The organism is Haloterrigena sp. KLK7 (assembly GCF_037914945.1).
Classification (GTDB): domain Archaea; phylum Halobacteriota; class Halobacteria; order Halobacteriales; family Natrialbaceae; genus Haloterrigena; species Haloterrigena salinisoli.
In genome coordinates this window covers 221,646-237,482 of record NZ_CP149788.1, presented here as the reverse complement: position 1 = coordinate 237,482, position 15,837 = coordinate 221,646, and the positions used below count along the sequence as shown (strand labels likewise).

10 protein-coding genes and 1 pseudogene are annotated in these 15,837 nt (G+C 56.8%); 7 read left to right on the top strand and 4 right to left on the bottom strand.

Annotation, left to right across the window (positions count from 1 at the left end):
- Positions 1–40 precede the first annotated feature (40 nt).
- Together gdhB and WD430_RS19915 are read right to left on the bottom strand one after the other, a co-directional pair.
- The gene (gene gdhB, locus WD430_RS19920) at positions 41–1,327 is read right to left on the bottom strand and encodes a glutamate dehydrogenase GdhB (protein ID WP_339105869.1); all 1,287 of its coding nucleotides are present in this window, start codon (positions 1,325–1,327) and stop codon (positions 41–43) included.
- Between the two features lie 426 nt (positions 1,328–1,753).
- Positions 1,754–2,461, bottom strand: a complete 708-nt coding sequence (locus WD430_RS19915) for an SDR family oxidoreductase (RefSeq protein WP_339105868.1) — start codon at positions 2,459–2,461, stop codon at positions 1,754–1,756.
- A gap of 203 nt (positions 2,462–2,664) precedes the next feature.
- Here WD430_RS19915 and WD430_RS19910 point away from each other — a divergent pair, with 203 nt between their 5' ends.
- Entirely contained in the window at positions 2,665–3,435 is a 771-nt protein-coding gene (locus tag WD430_RS19910) for an aldolase/citrate lyase family protein (protein WP_339105867.1), read from the top strand.
- A gap of 118 nt (positions 3,436–3,553) precedes the next feature.
- On the opposite strand, the gene WD430_RS19905 is transcribed toward WD430_RS19910, so the two are convergent.
- Positions 3,554–5,047, bottom strand: coding sequence for a CoA-acylating methylmalonate-semialdehyde dehydrogenase (locus WD430_RS19905; protein WP_339105866.1), 1,494 nt, complete (start codon positions 5,045–5,047; stop codon positions 3,554–3,556).
- 531 nt (positions 5,048–5,578) lie between these two features.
- Here WD430_RS19905 and WD430_RS19900 point away from each other — a divergent pair.
- The 5 genes and pseudogenes from WD430_RS19900 to WD430_RS19875 form a co-directional block, all read left to right on the top strand.
- The gene (locus WD430_RS19900) at positions 5,579–6,745 is read left to right on the top strand and encodes a pyridoxal phosphate-dependent aminotransferase (protein WP_339105865.1); all 1,167 of its coding nucleotides are present in this window, start codon (positions 5,579–5,581) and stop codon (positions 6,743–6,745) included.
- 152 nt (positions 6,746–6,897) lie between these two features.
- The gene (locus WD430_RS19895; protein WP_339106168.1) at positions 6,898–7,767 is read left to right on the top strand and encodes an NAD(P)-dependent oxidoreductase; all 870 of its coding nucleotides are present in this window, start codon (positions 6,898–6,900) and stop codon (positions 7,765–7,767) included.
- Positions 7,768–7,825: 58 nt separating this feature from the next.
- A complete protein-coding gene (locus WD430_RS19890) occupies positions 7,826–9,571 on the top strand; it encodes a hydantoinase B/oxoprolinase family protein (RefSeq protein WP_339105864.1) in 1,746 nt (581 codons plus the stop codon).
- Positions 9,568–11,595, top strand: coding sequence for a hydantoinase/oxoprolinase family protein (locus WD430_RS19880; protein WP_407067149.1), 2,028 nt, complete (start codon positions 9,568–9,570; stop codon positions 11,593–11,595). Before WD430_RS19890 ends, WD430_RS19880 begins: the two co-directional genes overlap by 4 nt.
- A gap of 387 nt (positions 11,596–11,982) precedes the next feature.
- Positions 11,983–12,124 (top strand): annotated as a pseudogene (locus WD430_RS19875) (IS6 family transposase); the annotation flags it as partial.
- A gap of 93 nt (positions 12,125–12,217) precedes the next feature.
- Here WD430_RS19875 and WD430_RS19870 read toward each other — a convergent pair.
- The gene (locus WD430_RS19870; protein WP_339105863.1) at positions 12,218–13,366 is read right to left on the bottom strand and encodes an FAD-dependent oxidoreductase; all 1,149 of its coding nucleotides are present in this window, start codon (positions 13,364–13,366) and stop codon (positions 12,218–12,220) included.
- 1,066 nt (positions 13,367–14,432) lie between these two features.
- Here WD430_RS19870 and WD430_RS19865 point away from each other — a divergent pair.
- Complete coding sequence (locus tag WD430_RS19865) at positions 14,433–15,596, top strand: hypothetical protein (RefSeq protein ID WP_339105862.1); 1,164 nt, start codon at positions 14,433–14,435, stop codon at positions 15,594–15,596.
- Positions 15,597–15,837 lie beyond the last annotated feature (241 nt).

Below are 15,837 nucleotides of genomic sequence, written 5' to 3'. Positions count from 1 at the left end.
AGAGGAAGAAGCAGTTACCGTGCGATGAAACTGCCTCGAGTTACGGCCACAGGCCGCGCGTCTCCTTCGCCTCGGCGATCCGCGACAGCGCCACGACGTAGGCGGCGTCGCGCCACGTCAGCTCCTTCGCCTCGACTTCCCGCCGAACGTCGGCCCACGCCTCGAGCATGTGCTCCTCGAGTTCCTCGTTGACGCGCTCGAGGGACCACTGCCGGCGGTTGATGTCCTGGAGCCACTCGAAGTAGCTCACCGTCACGCCGCCGGCGTTCGCGAGGATGTCGGGAATCACGGGAACGCCGCGCTCTTCGAGGATGGCGTCGGCGGGGAACGTCGTCGGACCGTTCGCGCCTTCGACGATCAGATCGGCCGCGATGTCATCGGCGTTGTCCGCGGTGATGACGTTGCCGACCGCGGCCGGAATCAGGACGTCGACGTCGAGTTCGAGGATTTCCTCGTTAGAGAGTGTCTCCGGGGCGTTCTGCTCGAGGACGGCCTCGGGTTCCTCGTCGTGGGTCGGAATCGAGCCGACGTCGAGTCCGTTCGGATCGTATATCGCACCGTTGACATCGCTGACGGCGACGACGGTCGCACCCCACTCCTCGAGGAGGCGGGCGGCGTTGGCGCCGACGCTGCCGAACCCTTGGACGGCAACCGTGGTGTCCGAGAGGTCGCGGTCGTAGTAGTCGACGGCCTCGCGAGCGGCGATCGCCGTCGAGCGGCCGGGCGCCTCTTCGCGCCCGTAACTGCCGCCGATTACCGGCGGCTTGCCGGTGACGACGCCGGGGATCGTCTCGCCCTGTTGCATCGAGTAGGCGTCCATGAACCACGCCATCGTCTGGGCGTCGGTCCCCATGTCCGGCGCCGGGACGTCCGTCGTAGGGCCGATGACGTAGCGCAATTCCTCTGCGAACCGACGGGTGAGCCGTTCGGTCTCCTCATCGCTCAGCGACTTGGGATCGACGGCGATACCGCCCTTGCCGCCGCCGAAGGGGAGGTCCATCACGGCGCACTTCCAGGTCATCCACATCGAGAGGCCGATACACTCGTCGGCGTTCACCTCGGGATGATACCGAAGGCCGCCCTTGTACGGGCCGCGAACGTCGTCGTGCTGGGCGCGGTAGCCGGTGAAGACCTCGACGCTCCCGTCCTCGCGCTCGAGGGGGACCGAGACCTGTTCGATCCGCGTCGGATGTTTGAGGCGTTCGATGACCCCCTCGTCGACGTCGACGTGAGTTGCGGCGCGGTCGAGCTGGCGACGGGCAGTGACGAGCGCCGAATTGCGTTCCTCATCCGGTTCGGGTTCCTGCTGGGATGGTGGTGTGCTCATCGAGAGTTACGCAGTGAATAGACTTCGCGGGAGTTTGCAAATGTTTCGGTTCCAGTGCTAGTAACGTGGACCGCGGATGGTCATGCCGACCGTGTCGATGTCGCAGATCAGCGATTCGTCGATTCCGTCGCCTCGTACGTGGGAATGTCCGCTTCAGCCGTCACGGATCCGCCCCAGTGCGTTCTCAGAGATCCGGCCCGTCTATCGCACGGAGTCGAGTGCCTACTCGGACGTCTTCACGCGACCTGAGTTGCCGAGTAGCGCAACCGCCTTGAAGTCGGCCACGGGGTAGTTGGGCCGCAGAAACGGAGCAAATCGATCGAGTGCCGCCGCATCGCTGTGCTCGATTCATCGAGAGTGATCGAACTCGAGACGGCGCGGCGACCTCGTTACGTGTCGTGATCCGTGCTCGTGTCGGCCTCGGAGCTACGGAATTGACTGCGTGAGTCCCCCGTCTACTCGGAGATTTTGACCGGTGATGTAACTAGCGTCATCGGACGCCAGAAACGCAACTGCGTCGGCGATTTCGCTGGTACTAGCCTGACGTTCCATCGGAATGCGGTCTACCGTTTCCTGATCTGCATCGTAGCTGTCCACGAAGCCGGGAAGCACGTTGTTCATTCGAATGTCCTCTTCGGCGTACCGATCGGCGTACATCTTGGTAAAGCCTCCGAGCGCAGCTCGGAACGCCGATGAGACCGGGAAGTCGAGCGACGGTTCGTAGGCGGAAAAGGTGGAAATGTTCACGATCGATCCGCCTCCTGCCTCTTTCATGATCGGTGTGACTTCTCGCGCGATTCGAACGACATTCATGTAGACGAGGTCGAGTCCCTCGTACCAGTCCGAGTCAGGGATATCGAGCAAATCGCCGGTCGCCGGATGACCGGTGCTGTTGACGACAGCGTCGACGCGTCCGTGTAGATCGACCGTCGTCTCTACCAATTCCTCGATGTCGTCCGGATCCGTTACTGAACCCGTTATTCCGGTCGCGTCGATTTCGTCGGCGACCTCGTTTACGTTATCCGATCTGGACATCAAGACGAGCTCATACCCGTCCGTCGAGAGCTTCCGAGCACACTCGGCTCCCATTCCGCTTCCAGCCCCAGTAACTATCGCTACGTCTGGTTCGCTCATACCTAGAATAACGGAATCGAATTGTAAAAGTTCTTTGCACCCACAGAGGGTGACGTATCGTAGAATTCGAGGCCGCTGCAACGATGTCCAGTACGAGAGAGACGGAAGATCCCGGTACATTTATAGATGACCATTCACATACACTACCTAGCCAACTACACCACTTTCAGAACTAGTTGTGCTAACATTCGGAGTTATCAATCATGGACCACCAGATAAACCTAGAACGCGGAGAAGAGTCGGTAGGAACGTGGATTTCGATCGGTAGCCCGGCTGTCGCTGAGGTGACCGCATCGTTAGACCTCGACTTCGTCGCCATCGACGTTGAACACACGACGATCGGACTGGAAACGGTGGAGAACATGGTACGCGGAATCGAGGCCACGGATTCGGAGACCGCGTCCATCGTTCGTGTTCCATGGAACGACAACGTGTATCTCAAGCGTATCCTCGATATCGGTGTCGATGGAGTGCTCGTTCCGATGATAGAGACCGCCGAAGAGGCCCGTGAGCTCGTCGAGGCGGTCCGATACCCGCCCGCGGGCGGGAGGGGAATCGGTTCCGGCCGAGCGTCCGAGTACGGGAGCAATTTCCAAAATTACGTGGAAAACGCAGAGGATTCCTTCGTAACGATCGCCCAGATCGAGAGCCAACGCGGCGTCGAGAACGCTCGAGAGATCGCGTCGGTCGATGGGATCGACGCGATTTTCCTCGGGGCAGCAGACCTGTCCGGCTCGCTCGACGTGTTCGCCGAATGGGAGTCAGACGTTCTCAACCGGCATATCGAACAGGCAGTCGCGATCAGTGACGAGGTGGACATACCGATCGGGACGCTCGTGACCGATAAGGGCGGTATCGAGAGGCGTGTCAGGCAGGGCTTCGATTTCTTCGCTGTCGGGAAGGACACGGCGGTCCTCGCGGACGGAACGAACGAGATGATAGCCGAGTACGAACGGGCTATGGAAGAAGAGTAGCGCTCTTTCCGGAACGGAGGCGTATTACTGCTCAGTAACGGATCTCAATGCGTTGGAAGCGTAGCGCGAGACGGTAGCGGTCGCAGACGGAGACGAATACGACGGCAGGGGAATCTACTTAGTTAAACCAGCGTTCGATGACGATGGTCTTCTCCGTGTAGAAGTTCACGGCGTCTTCCCCTTGCGCGTGCAGATCACCGAAGAACGACTCCTTCCGGCCACCGAAGTGGAAGAAGGCCATCGGCGCGCAGACGCCGATATTCACGCCGATATTCCCGGCATCGACTTCGTAGCGGTACTGTCGCGCTTCGCCGCCGCGTTCCGTATACAGTGACGAGGCGTTTCCGTACTTCGTCGAATTAACGGCATCGATTGCCTCATCCAAGTCGTCGGTAGACATCAGACACAGCACCGGACCGAAGATTTCCTCCTGTGCGATGTCCATATCCGGCGTTACGTTTTCGAGAAGCGTCGGCCCGAGGAAATTACCGTCCGGATACTCGGGGTGCTCGAAATCGCGACCGTCGAGAACGAGCTCCGCGCCTTGGTCGATAGCGTCGTCAACGAGTTCGACGATTCGATCCCGAGAGTCGGGCGTAATTACCGGCCCGACATCCGTCTCACTCTCGAGCCCGTTTCCGACGGCGAGCTGCTCGGCCTGATCGATGAGCTGTGTTCTCAGGTCGTCATACACCTCTCCGACACCGATGACCACGTCGGTCGCCAGACATCGTTGGCCCGCGTTTCCGTATACGGAGCCGATGATATTGGGGACCGCATCCTCGAGTTCGGCGCTTTCGGAGACGACGGCGTAATTCTTGGCACCGCCCTGAGCCTGGACGCGTTTTCCGGTTTCGGCTGCGGTTTGATACACGTGCTTTGCGACCGGGGAGCTACCGACGAACGAGACGCCGGCGATATCGTCGTGCTCGAGCAGCGTATTCACCGTCTCGGCTCCACCGTTGACCAGATTCACGACTCCGTCCGGGAAGTCGACCTCGTCGACGGCGTCGAAGATCAGCTGTGAGCTCAGTGGCACCCGCTCGCTGGGCTTGAGAACGAACGTGTTCCCAGTCGCCACCGCGTACGGAAGGAACCACAGCGGGATCATCGCCGGGAAGTTGAACGGGGTGATCGCAGTGAACACACCGAGTGGCTGTCGGAGTGAGAACTCGTCGACGTCTTCTGCAACGTCTTCGGCGGTACCGCTCCCCTCGCGGAGCATGTTCGGGATCCCCGCGGCCACTTCGACGTTCTCGATACCGCGTCGGATCTCGCCTTTCGCCTCTCCGAGCGTTTTTCCGTGTTCGCGCGTGAGCGCACGAGCGATCTCGTCTTCTCGATCCTCGAGAGCGCGTTTCAGGTCGAAGAGATACTGAGATCGTTCGACGGGAGGCGTCTCACGCCAGGACTGGAACGCTTCCTTCGCGTTGTCCACAACGGCGTTCACGTCTTCGTTCGTCGAGTACTGGACCGTTGAGAGAGACTCGCCGTTAACTGGATTCGTGACCGATTCCGTCTCTCCGTTTGCACTGACCCATTCGCCATTTGTGTAATTCCGAGCTGCCTCAGGCAGGTCGGTAGCCTCTACTTGGCTCTGCTTGTTCTGCATACGCTATCATAGATACGGTCACTTCTTATAAAAGTTCGCCCTCTCGTACGATCCGATCCGACCCTTCGAGTCGCAATCCGCACGTGGGAACCGTATTCTCCCTCTCAGCGGAATCCGCTTCGTTCGGACGCTCTGAACCGTACCATGCCTCGATAACGAATTACTGGTCGACGCACCACTTCTGAAGAGGGACCGCTCGAGTTTGTGTATATCAAAGATCATCATCGTCAGTGAGCTATCGGACACCAGTTCCGATTATTTACATCCATACTACTGTAAATAGTCTGGAGAGTCGATCACCGGCCGTTATCCTGAGTTGCCCTAATATTACATCCATACATTTGTAAACACTGGTGGTCGATTCCTCTACTGAGTTTGTATATATCTAATTTAGGTGTTAGCGAACCACACGGATCGTCTCCGACGGCCTGTTATGTAACCTATCTAGAACTATTTGGAAAATTACGTTCATCGATGGTTATTTGTACTTCCGTCCAGCATCTTCAGGGGAATCCTATGCCAGCCCAACGAATGGAAGAGATTCCGTACTCCGGAATACGGGAGATTTTCTCGGAGTGTAACCGACTAGAGCGGATGGGTGAGGACATCGTACACCTCGAGATCGGTCGACCCGACTTCGACACCCCATCGCCGATAAAGCAAGCTGCAGTAGACGCGATTGAGGAGGGCCACGTTCATTACACGTCCAACTACGGGATTCGCCCGCTCCGCGAGCAGATCGCGGCGAAATTCGAGTCCGATAACGGGATCACGTATAGCCCAGACGACGAGGTTATCGTTACCGCTGGAGCGAGCGAAGCGGTCTTCATCTCGATGATGGCGATGGTCGATCCGGGTGCGGAAGTCCTGATCCCTGACCCGTGCTGGACCTATGCGCCGAGTGTCCGTGCTGCTGGCGGCACTCCTGTTCGGTATCCCTTAGATCCCGAGAACGATTTCCAGCCGGACATCGAGGCGTTGGAATCTCAGATCAGCGATGACACGGCCTTACTGATCCTGAATAGCCCGCAGAACCCAACGGGGAGCGTTATAGACGATGACCATCTACGGGCAATACGTGATCTCGTCGTAGAGAACGATATATACGTACTCTCCGACGAAATCTACGAGAAAATAATTTACGACGAAAGCGAACATCGGAGTCCGGCCTCGCTTACCGGCATGTACGATCGGACGATTACGATCAACGGTGTTTCGAAAGCGTACTCGATGACCGGGTGGCGAGTCGGATATATCGGCGCACCGAAAGAGTTGGCCGACGTACTCCTGCGAATGAGACAGTACACGACGACGTGTGCCCCCTCGATTTCGCAACACGCTGCGCTCAGGGCCCTGCAGGGAGATCTCTACGAACCGCTGGTCGAAGCGTTTTCGGACCGGCGAACGCTGGTTTGTGAGCGGATGGACGACATCCCGGGAATGACTGCGCCGGAACCGGAGGGCGCGATCTATGCGTATCCGACAGTTCCGGACGTCGGAATGGACGGGCGCGAGTTCGCGTGGTCACTCCTCCAGGACGCCGGAGTCGCGCTCGTTCCGGGGGACGTCTTCGGATCGAATTCGGACAGAATTCGAATCGCCTACTCTAACTCCCTCGACAGAATCGATACCGCGTTCGACCGTATTGAGGAATGGGTGGAAACGCGACAGCGTTCCGAGATCGAGGGAGATCTGTGACAGAATGAGACGATTCTAAATAGTCGTAGTCGAAGAGCTCCGTGTCTCGGCTTCTGCGAAGCACTGGTATTCGCTCTCAGAGTCGGTCAGATCTTGGCAACACTCGCTGGATACCCGAATTTATTTGACCCTGAATGCCCCATCAGTAGTTGATGCGAGTCCTCATCACAGGTGCTAACGGTACCGTTGGAAGCGCTATCCTCTCGGAGCTAGGTGACCAGGAAGAGTACGAGTTCACGTGCCTCGACGCCGAAGACCATCCCGAGCGGGAGACAGTCGTCGCTGACATCACGAACTACGACGAGATTCGACCGCACTTCGATAACCAGGACGCAGTCATCCATCTCGCGGCCGCAGCAGAACTCAGCGTGCCGTGGGACACGGTCGAAGACACGAACATTAGAGGGATGTACAACGTGTTGCAGGCCGCTGCCGATGCCGAAGTGGAGAACTTCATTTTCGCCTCTTCGATTCACACCATCGGGATGTACGAAATCGAAAACTCGCCCGAACTCTATGATCCCGAGTACGACCTTTCGGTCACGCACGAGGAGCCCCCACGGCCGGACTCCTTCTACGGCGTCTCGAAAGTGCTCGGCGAAGCACTCGGACGACAGTTCGTCGAAAGCAAGGAGAATCCGCTCGGCGAGCTCCATCCCGTTTACGAGACGAACCTTCGCGACTATCCGACCAGCTTCTATTCGCTCCGGATTTTGACTGTTCTCGACGAACCGTACGATCACCCGTACGGTCTCGCTGAAACGGGTGTCGACGAAGGATGGTGGGAGCGGGATAGTGACGAATACGATCTCATGGTCGATCGGATGAAATGTACGTGGCTTTCCCACCGGGATCTGGGTCAACTGGTGGAACGCTGTCTACAGGACGATTCGATCGATTTCGATGTCTTCTGGGGAGTAAGCGACAACGAGTCGACGTGGGTCGATCTAGAGCATAATCGAGAGGTTCTCGGCTACGATCCGAAAGACGACGGGAGCGAATGGGACTCCCCGCCGGAATGAGCTGACGAATATTTCCGGAACCGGTATCTTTTTACCTTGCAACGCTAAGTTACGATGTATGCCAGATTCGGGAGAATTAGAGATATTTCGGCACTCACTCAAGAGTATCGTCGAAGAAATGGGCACGACGCTCCAACGAACGGCCTACTCAACGAACATCAAGATCCGCCGCGATCACACGTGTGCGCTTTTCGATTCGGAGCTCCGTCACATTTCTCAGCACGATATCGCTCCGCAGCATATCGGCTCGCTGGTTTCGGTCGTTCCGAAGAACATCCCTGACTGGGAAGACGAACTTTCGCCCGGGGACGGGATCCTCATCAACGATCCGTACAAGGGAGCCGTTCATCTCCCAGACGTGATGCTGATCTCACCGCTCTTTCACGACGACGAGATCATCGGGTACGCCGCTAACTCAGCACACCACGTCGATATCGGTGGCGGAACTCCCGGCGGTATTCCGAACGACAATACCGAACTGTACGGAGAGGGAATGGTCATTCCGGGCGTCCACGCGGTCGAAGACTGGGAGTACGACGAAAACGTCCTCTCGTTCATCCTCCGAAACGTCCGCGAACCGAAAATGCGACGCGGGGACTATCAGGCGCAGCTCGGGGCGAACCGCATCGGTGAAAAGCGGTTCGTCGATTTACACGAAACGTACGGACGGGAGCGAACCAACGACTATCTCGACGAACTCCTCGATTACACGGAACGACGTGTTCGCGCAGCGATCGAGAAGTTGCCGGACGGATCCTTCTCAGCGTCGGACGAAATGGACGGAGACGGGATCGTCGATGAACCCGTCCAGTTGACGCTGACAGTCACGATCGAAGGCGACGAGATGACCGTCGACTTCACCGGAACGGCGGAGGAGAACAGGGGTCCGCTCAACTGTACCCCCGCAATGGCGTTCGCAGGAGTGATGTCCGTTGCGATGGCGTTCATCGGTGAAGATCTACCGAAGAACGACGGTTTCTATCGTCCGTTCGAAGTCATCACGCCGGAAGGGACGATGGTGAATCCGACCCAGAACCGTCCCGTCGCAGCGGGCTGGGAAATCCCGATGCGTGCAGCGGACCTGATGACGAAGGCCATGGCCGAGCCGGTTCCCGAACAGACGATCGGCGCCACGAAGGGGATCGTCTGTAATACCGCATTCGGCGGACGTGATCCGCGAGACGACGAAGAGTACGTCTATTACGAGACGGTGGCCGGTGGCTACGGCGGTCGGGCCGAAAAAGACGGGATGGACGCAGTTCAGACTCACTTCCAGAACACGGCGAATAGCCCGATAGAGGAACTCGAAACCGAACTGCCCGTCTATGTTCGAAAATACGCCCTCATTCAGGACTCCGAGGGTGCCGGGCGCCAGCGCGGCGGCCTGGGCGTTCGGCGAGACCTCGAGTTCTATGACCACGAGGCGTCGTTCTCGTTGCTGACGGACCGGACGAAGTCACAGCCCTGGGGCGTGTTCGGCGGTAATCCGGCACGAGCGGCACGGTTCTACCGGAATCCGGAGACAGACGAGGAAGAACCGCTACCGTCGAAGTCGACGACGAAGTTAGAACCGAACGATGTCGTGAGTATTCAGACTCCCGGCGGTGGCGGATACGGAGATCCGCTGGAGCGCGATCCGGACGCGGTACTCGAAGACGTCCAAAATGACAAAGTATCGGAAGAGAAAGCCCGAACCGAGTATGGTGTTGTCATCACACAGAACGATGTCGACTACGAAGCGACCGAAGAACGACGCAGAGAGTTGTCTGAAAACGGACCGGCGAACGGAGGTGACCACGAATGACTATTCGTATCGGCGTTGACACCGGTGGGACGTTCACGGACGTCGTTCTCTACGACGACGAAACGGGAGAGATTCACACCACAAAGACTCCGTCAACGCCCCCGGAGTTCGACCGAGGCGTGCTCAACGGAATCGACAAAATACTAGAAATAACGGACACCGACGGGGAACGGACGTCATATCTCAGCCACGGAACGACGGTCGGAACGAACGCCGTCCTCGAAAGCGAGATCCCCGACCTCGGTCTCATTACGAACAGCGGACTCCGTGACGTGCTCGAGATCGGTGATCAAACGCGGCCGGAGCTCTACAATCTGCAAGCGGACAAGCCGCCGGGCCTCATTCCGCGCAAACACCGCTTCGGTGTCGAGGGCCGTCTGAACGCCGACGGTGACGTCGTAGACGAACTCGACGAAGACGACGTTCGAGACGCCGTCACGGAACTCGAGGATGAGGGAGTAGACTCCGTCGTCGTCTCGATGTTGTTCTCGTATCTGAACGACGAACACGAACGGCGTATCGGTGAGATTATCGAGACCGAGACGGATCTCGATTACGCGCTTTCGTCCGCGGTGTATCCCGAAACCCGCGAGTACGACCGCACGGTCACGACGGTGTTGAACGAGGCCGTGAAGATCACTATTCAGGACTATCTCGGACGGTTAGACGCCGGGATCGAAGAGCGGGGCATCGACGTCCCGCTGAACGTGATGCACTCGGGCGGCGGTATCTTCGGAACGGAGCAGGCGACGGACTTCGCACTCCGAACGGTCCTATCAGGGCCGGCCGCAGGTGCGGTCGCGTGTCAAGACGTGAGCGTGAACGAAGGGTTCTCCAACGCGATCGGTCTGGACATGGGCGGAACGAGCGCAGACGTGAGCATCGTCGAGGACGGGTCCATCGTTCGGTCGACGGAGGGAGAGATCAACGATCTCCCGATCAACACTCCGCTCGTAGACATTAGCACGGTTGGGGCCGGAGGGGGAAGCATCGCGTGGATCGACAATGGCGGTGGACTTCGAGTCGGACCGAAATCCGCTGGTGCCGATCCCGGACCGATCTGCTACGGGCGAGGCGGTACCGAGCCGACGGTCACTGATGCGAACCTGATCCTCAAACGAATCGACCCGGACGCCTTCCTCGACGGCGATATGCAGCCCGCGATGGAGCGTGCCCGAGATCTCTTCGAAGACAAAATCGCCGAGCCCCTCGGTCTATCGATCGAAGAGGCCGCCCTGGACGTCCTTCGAGTGGCGAACGCCAAGATGGCCCGTGAGATTCGTCGGGTAACCATCGAGCGGGGACGTGACCCCGCAGACTATACCCTCGTCCCGTTCGGGGGTGCCGGTCCGCTACAGGCACCGTCGGTCGCTCAGAATATGGACATGGACTCGATCTTGCTACCGCGGACGCCCGGCGTACTCTCTGCGCGTGGGCTTCTCTTAGCCGACGTCCGCATGGACGAGTCGCAGGCATACACCGGAAAGGAGATCGAGGCCGGAAACGTTCGCGAAGAGTTCAGTTCGCTCGAAGGAGACCTCCTGTCTCGGTTCGCTGAGCAAGGGTTCGAGGAGACCGAGGTCGAACTGACCCACCAGCTCGACTTGCGGTATTCCGGTCAGGCGTACGAGCTTACCGTGTCACTCCCCGGCGAAGCCGATAGCAGAGAAAACCTGGAGGCCGGAATCGACCGGTTCCACGAGCAACACCGTGAACTCTACGGATACGCGATGCCCGAGGAACCGGTCGAACTCGTCACGCTTCGATTGACGGGGACGGTCTCGACGGAGAAGATCACCGACGAAGTATCGATAGAGGAGCGAGATCCCGTGAAGTCATCTCGTGACGTATACTTCGAAGAACCGGGATTCGTTGAAACGCCGGTCGTCGATCGAGCGGCGCTGCTGATCGGAGAAACGCTCGAAGGACCCGCGATTATCGAGGAATCCGGTTGCACGTCGATTATTCCCCCGGAGACGACCGCAACCGTCACCGAACGTGGGAACCTTCAGATTCAGCTGTAACCGGTCAACGATCCGTTTCCCGGACAGAACGAACACTAGCGCGAAACGGCCTACTTCTTTCGTGTTGATCGACCCGTCTAGTCGAGCCCGTTTGAGAAGGAGAGGGCTACTCGTCGCAAGTGTCTCTGTGGGCCAACGAGCTCCTCAGCGGGAGCGGAGACGGGAACGGAGAAGAATCTCGAGAGAGCGAGCGGACGGTGACGGTCACCAGAGCGTTCACTGACCGACTCCTCGAGACAGGTCGTTCAACAGAGAGAGCACGTTCACAGGCGGTCTAGAACGGGGTGCATCGGCTAGCTGCCAGCGGATGTGCCCATCGACGGTCACGAGAGCAACGCTCTCGTACGGCTCGTCAGAACTCCGTGAGTTCTGCAGCCGGACCACCAATCGCGGATCGCTATCGACGAGACCGCTGCCGAGAGTAGAGCGGTCCGAGGTGTGCGCTGCGGGAGACACCGAGCCAGCGTTGCTTCTCGACGTCGCGCTGTTTGGGCGCCATGGCGCTGGACCGGCCGCTGCCTTTCTCCATCGAGTCCGTATCAAAACGTAGTGGTCGAGAGCGAGTTCCGTGTCGGCGAAACCACCGCTATCTCACGGAGTCCGTTCAATAACTGATCGCGCTCTATGCAACGTTTTTCTCTTCTATTAGCATCCCCTTCTTGAACCGATCGCTATGTAGCGGGGAGATATCGACGAGGTCCGTCTCGCCCGTCACCACGAGGTCAGTGACGATTTGGCCAGTTGCAGGGGCATGTTGGAATCCGTGGCCGGAGAACCCTACCGCGTTAATGAATCCGGGGATCGTCTCTTCGATTATCGGATGGTGGTCCGGCGTGACAGCATACAGACCGGCCCACCCGCGCTTTATTTCCGAATCAAGTCCGAAATAGGTGGAATATTCAGACACGTGCTCGATCACGGTCGCCATCCACTCGAGGTCGACTTGCTTCGAGTAGGTGTTGGGATCGACATCGGGGTCGTGGCTCTCGAAGTGCCCACCGGCTACTGCTGCACCCTCGCGTTCAGGCCGGAAATATGCGCCCGTATCTAAGTCGATCGCGTAGGGATCTGACTCCGGAACGGGCGTTTCCGGATTGATGATAGAGCACTGACGTCGACGGGGCGCAACCGGAAGAGACACGTCAGCGAATTCGGCGATACGGCCGGCCCACGCGCCGGCAGTGTTTACGACGAAGTCTGCGTTCAGCGTGGCATCTTCCGTCTCGACACCGACTACAGCGCCGTCTTCGCGAAGGACGTCTGTGACGGCTGTTTTCGTTTGTATTTCGACTCCGACCTCTTGTGCTGCCTGTGCGTAGCCTTGTAACGCGAGGTGTGGATCCGCAAAGCCGTCCGTCGGACAGTACGTCCCTAGCTTAAACAGGCTCGGTTTCAGTCCGGCACAGTAGTCGGTCATCTCTTCCGGCTCGACGATTTTGCTCTCTACTCCGAGCTCGTTTTGCATCGCGACGTCTTCTTTGAAGCCGATCGCTGTTTCTTCCTCGCGAGCGAGGAAGAGGTATCCTATCTTCCGGTACTGAATATCGACGCCGAATTCTTCTTCAAACTGGTTCCAGACATCAGCACTGATTTTCGAAAGCTCCACGTTCACCGGGGTGGAGAATTGCTTTCGAATTCCGCCCGCTGAACGTTCTGTGTTTCCACTCCCGATATTTCCTTTTTCTACCACGGTGACGTCAATTCCTTGTTTAGCGAGATAGTATGCGCTTGACAATCCGATTATTCCACCGCCAACTATCACAACATCCATAGAAGAAGGTCACGCGCTTACCATATATATTTTTTTGAAAAATACTTGTAGGATTTGGATGGAATAACTAACTCTTCTGTGCTCAGGTAGCAGACCGTATGGAGATTGTCCTAGAGGAACATTTGCATTTATCAAATTCATAGTGCGATCTGAGAACGATTCACAGCATACAGCTCAGACAGAAGAGTAAATAATTGTATGTGAACTCCTAGGCGGTTGCTGATAGTTCCCTATATTACAACTGTACATCTGTAATATCATGCCTACGTTTTGCTATGCGGTCCTGTCAATAGTATAATGGTACTGCGGTGGATTTGATATATACTATGCGTGCCTAACTCTAACACCCAGGTGTTGTCCTTACAACGTTTAAACTCGAAACGGGAGCGGATCTTCTTCATCCGAAAATCTCTCGATTCGAAGGCTATAGTTCCAATTCTAGCGTCGCCCGAACGGCGAATCTCCGCCCTGTGGGCAATCAGAAAGCCATCAAACTGTTACCGGCACTACTCTCGCGAGATGCGTCAATGACGACACGCCCCCTCAAACACTACCAATAACCTCCTCGAATAGCATACATCGGGGGTCCTCCACCGCTATAGTCCATGTGAAAACCGGCACTGAAGGCCGGAAGCGGGACCAGCCGCTGTGTCATGTGCGCGCTCGGGTGGGACAATCGCGATACCAGTACACTATGTTTTGGCGACGAGGGTTATCGGCGAATCAACGATGCCGTTCAGACTGGCCGACAGTCAGCGAGAACCGCTTCTACTGATCGGTCTTGGCCTACGAATAGGGACGAACGAGAGTTTTCTCGGAAATACGTCGGCTGTACAAGGACGAACACGTCGCTGGGAACGTGTCTGCCAATACTTTCGAGAACCACACATCACTGATGCAACGATGGTTCGTCCCACATCAAGGCGTCTGATGGCAATTTCACAGTGTATCACTGACCGATTCGACACCCTATGTTTCTGAAATTCTAATATCAGAGATTGAAACGTACGAAAGTAAAATGATAGACCGTTATCTTTATAGGGCATGGTATGGACTAACTGACTGCATGGCAAAAGACCAGTACTCACGCTGGAAAGCAATCCTAATACCAGCCATTGTAGCACAGTCAGTAACTATCGCAGGTGGCCTCGCCACGGGCCGTGAAGTTATGGAGTACGCGGGGCAGTACGGCGCATACGGAAGTATAGTCATCGCTGTCTTCGCAGTGGGAATGATAACGATGAGCGTTATCATCTATGAGTTTGCACGTATCTTCAAGACATACGATTACGGCTCATTCATGCAGAGATTGATCGGAAAGGGGTGGATCCTTTTCGAGTTCGTCTATGTCATCATCGCTCTGGTGATTTTGGCTGCCGTTGCGTCGGCAGCAGGGAGTATTTCCGCTGATATCCTAGGGGTCCCGAGTTTCCTCGCAGTCACAGCCCTGCTCGCGGTTTCAGGCGTTGTTATGTATCGCGGGCGAGAAGCGATAGAGCGATTCAAAACGGTCGGCTCAGCCCTGCTCTACGTCGGGTATATAGTGGTCGCAATCGTATCGCTATCGTATGCTCCCGGCAATGTAACGGCTGTCTTCACCTCAATGAATACCTCAGCGGTTGACGCTAGCTTAACTGATGCCGTGGTGAGCGGCTTAGTTTACACGGGCCTATTATTAACAATATTCCCGCCCGTGCTTCACACGCTCGATTACCAGCAGACGAGAAGTGAAGCAGTACTCTCGGGAGTCGTTACGGGAGTTATGGTGGTCGTCCCGTTCCTACTAGTCTATATCTCGATGATGGCGTTCTACCCCAGCAGTGAGATCGTCGGGGCTGAAGTTCCCCTGTTCAATATGCTTCAGGAAGCTAGTGGGTTTTACATTATTGTCGGCTACAGTCTCCTAATCGGTTGGACGCTTATTGAATCGGCCGTTGGCCATTCTTACGCTGTAATGGATCGTGTGGACAAAAATATAAAAGAGATCAACATTGGAAGTCTCGAGAAGATAGATGGGATCAGTCAACAACAGAAGGGGGCTCTCGGTCTCGGCTTCCTGTTGACTGCTCTCTTACTGTCTCGTGTCGGAATTATCACTCTGGTCGGTACCTACTATCGGATTTTGGCGTATATGCTCATCGCACTATTCGGATTGCCGCTACTCACAGTCGGAATATATAATATCGTCAATACCGATCCGAAAAAACAACCGGTTCCTACCAGTGATTGATGAGTAGAAATGAAACTACCTAATCGAGATTTGAGCTTTGTAAACCTCCAGGGTTACAATTAATCCGGACCTCGCTCGAGTGACGTCGTTGAACGAACGGAGGGAACGAAACCACCCATCGTTCCAGGGGAACAAATACCGACATCGGCGTACCGGCGAGTTCGGTGACACCGATGCCACAGAAGGTGACTCAAACCATCCGAGAGACGATGTCTATCCGTTGCTCTCCGCAGTGACCGAA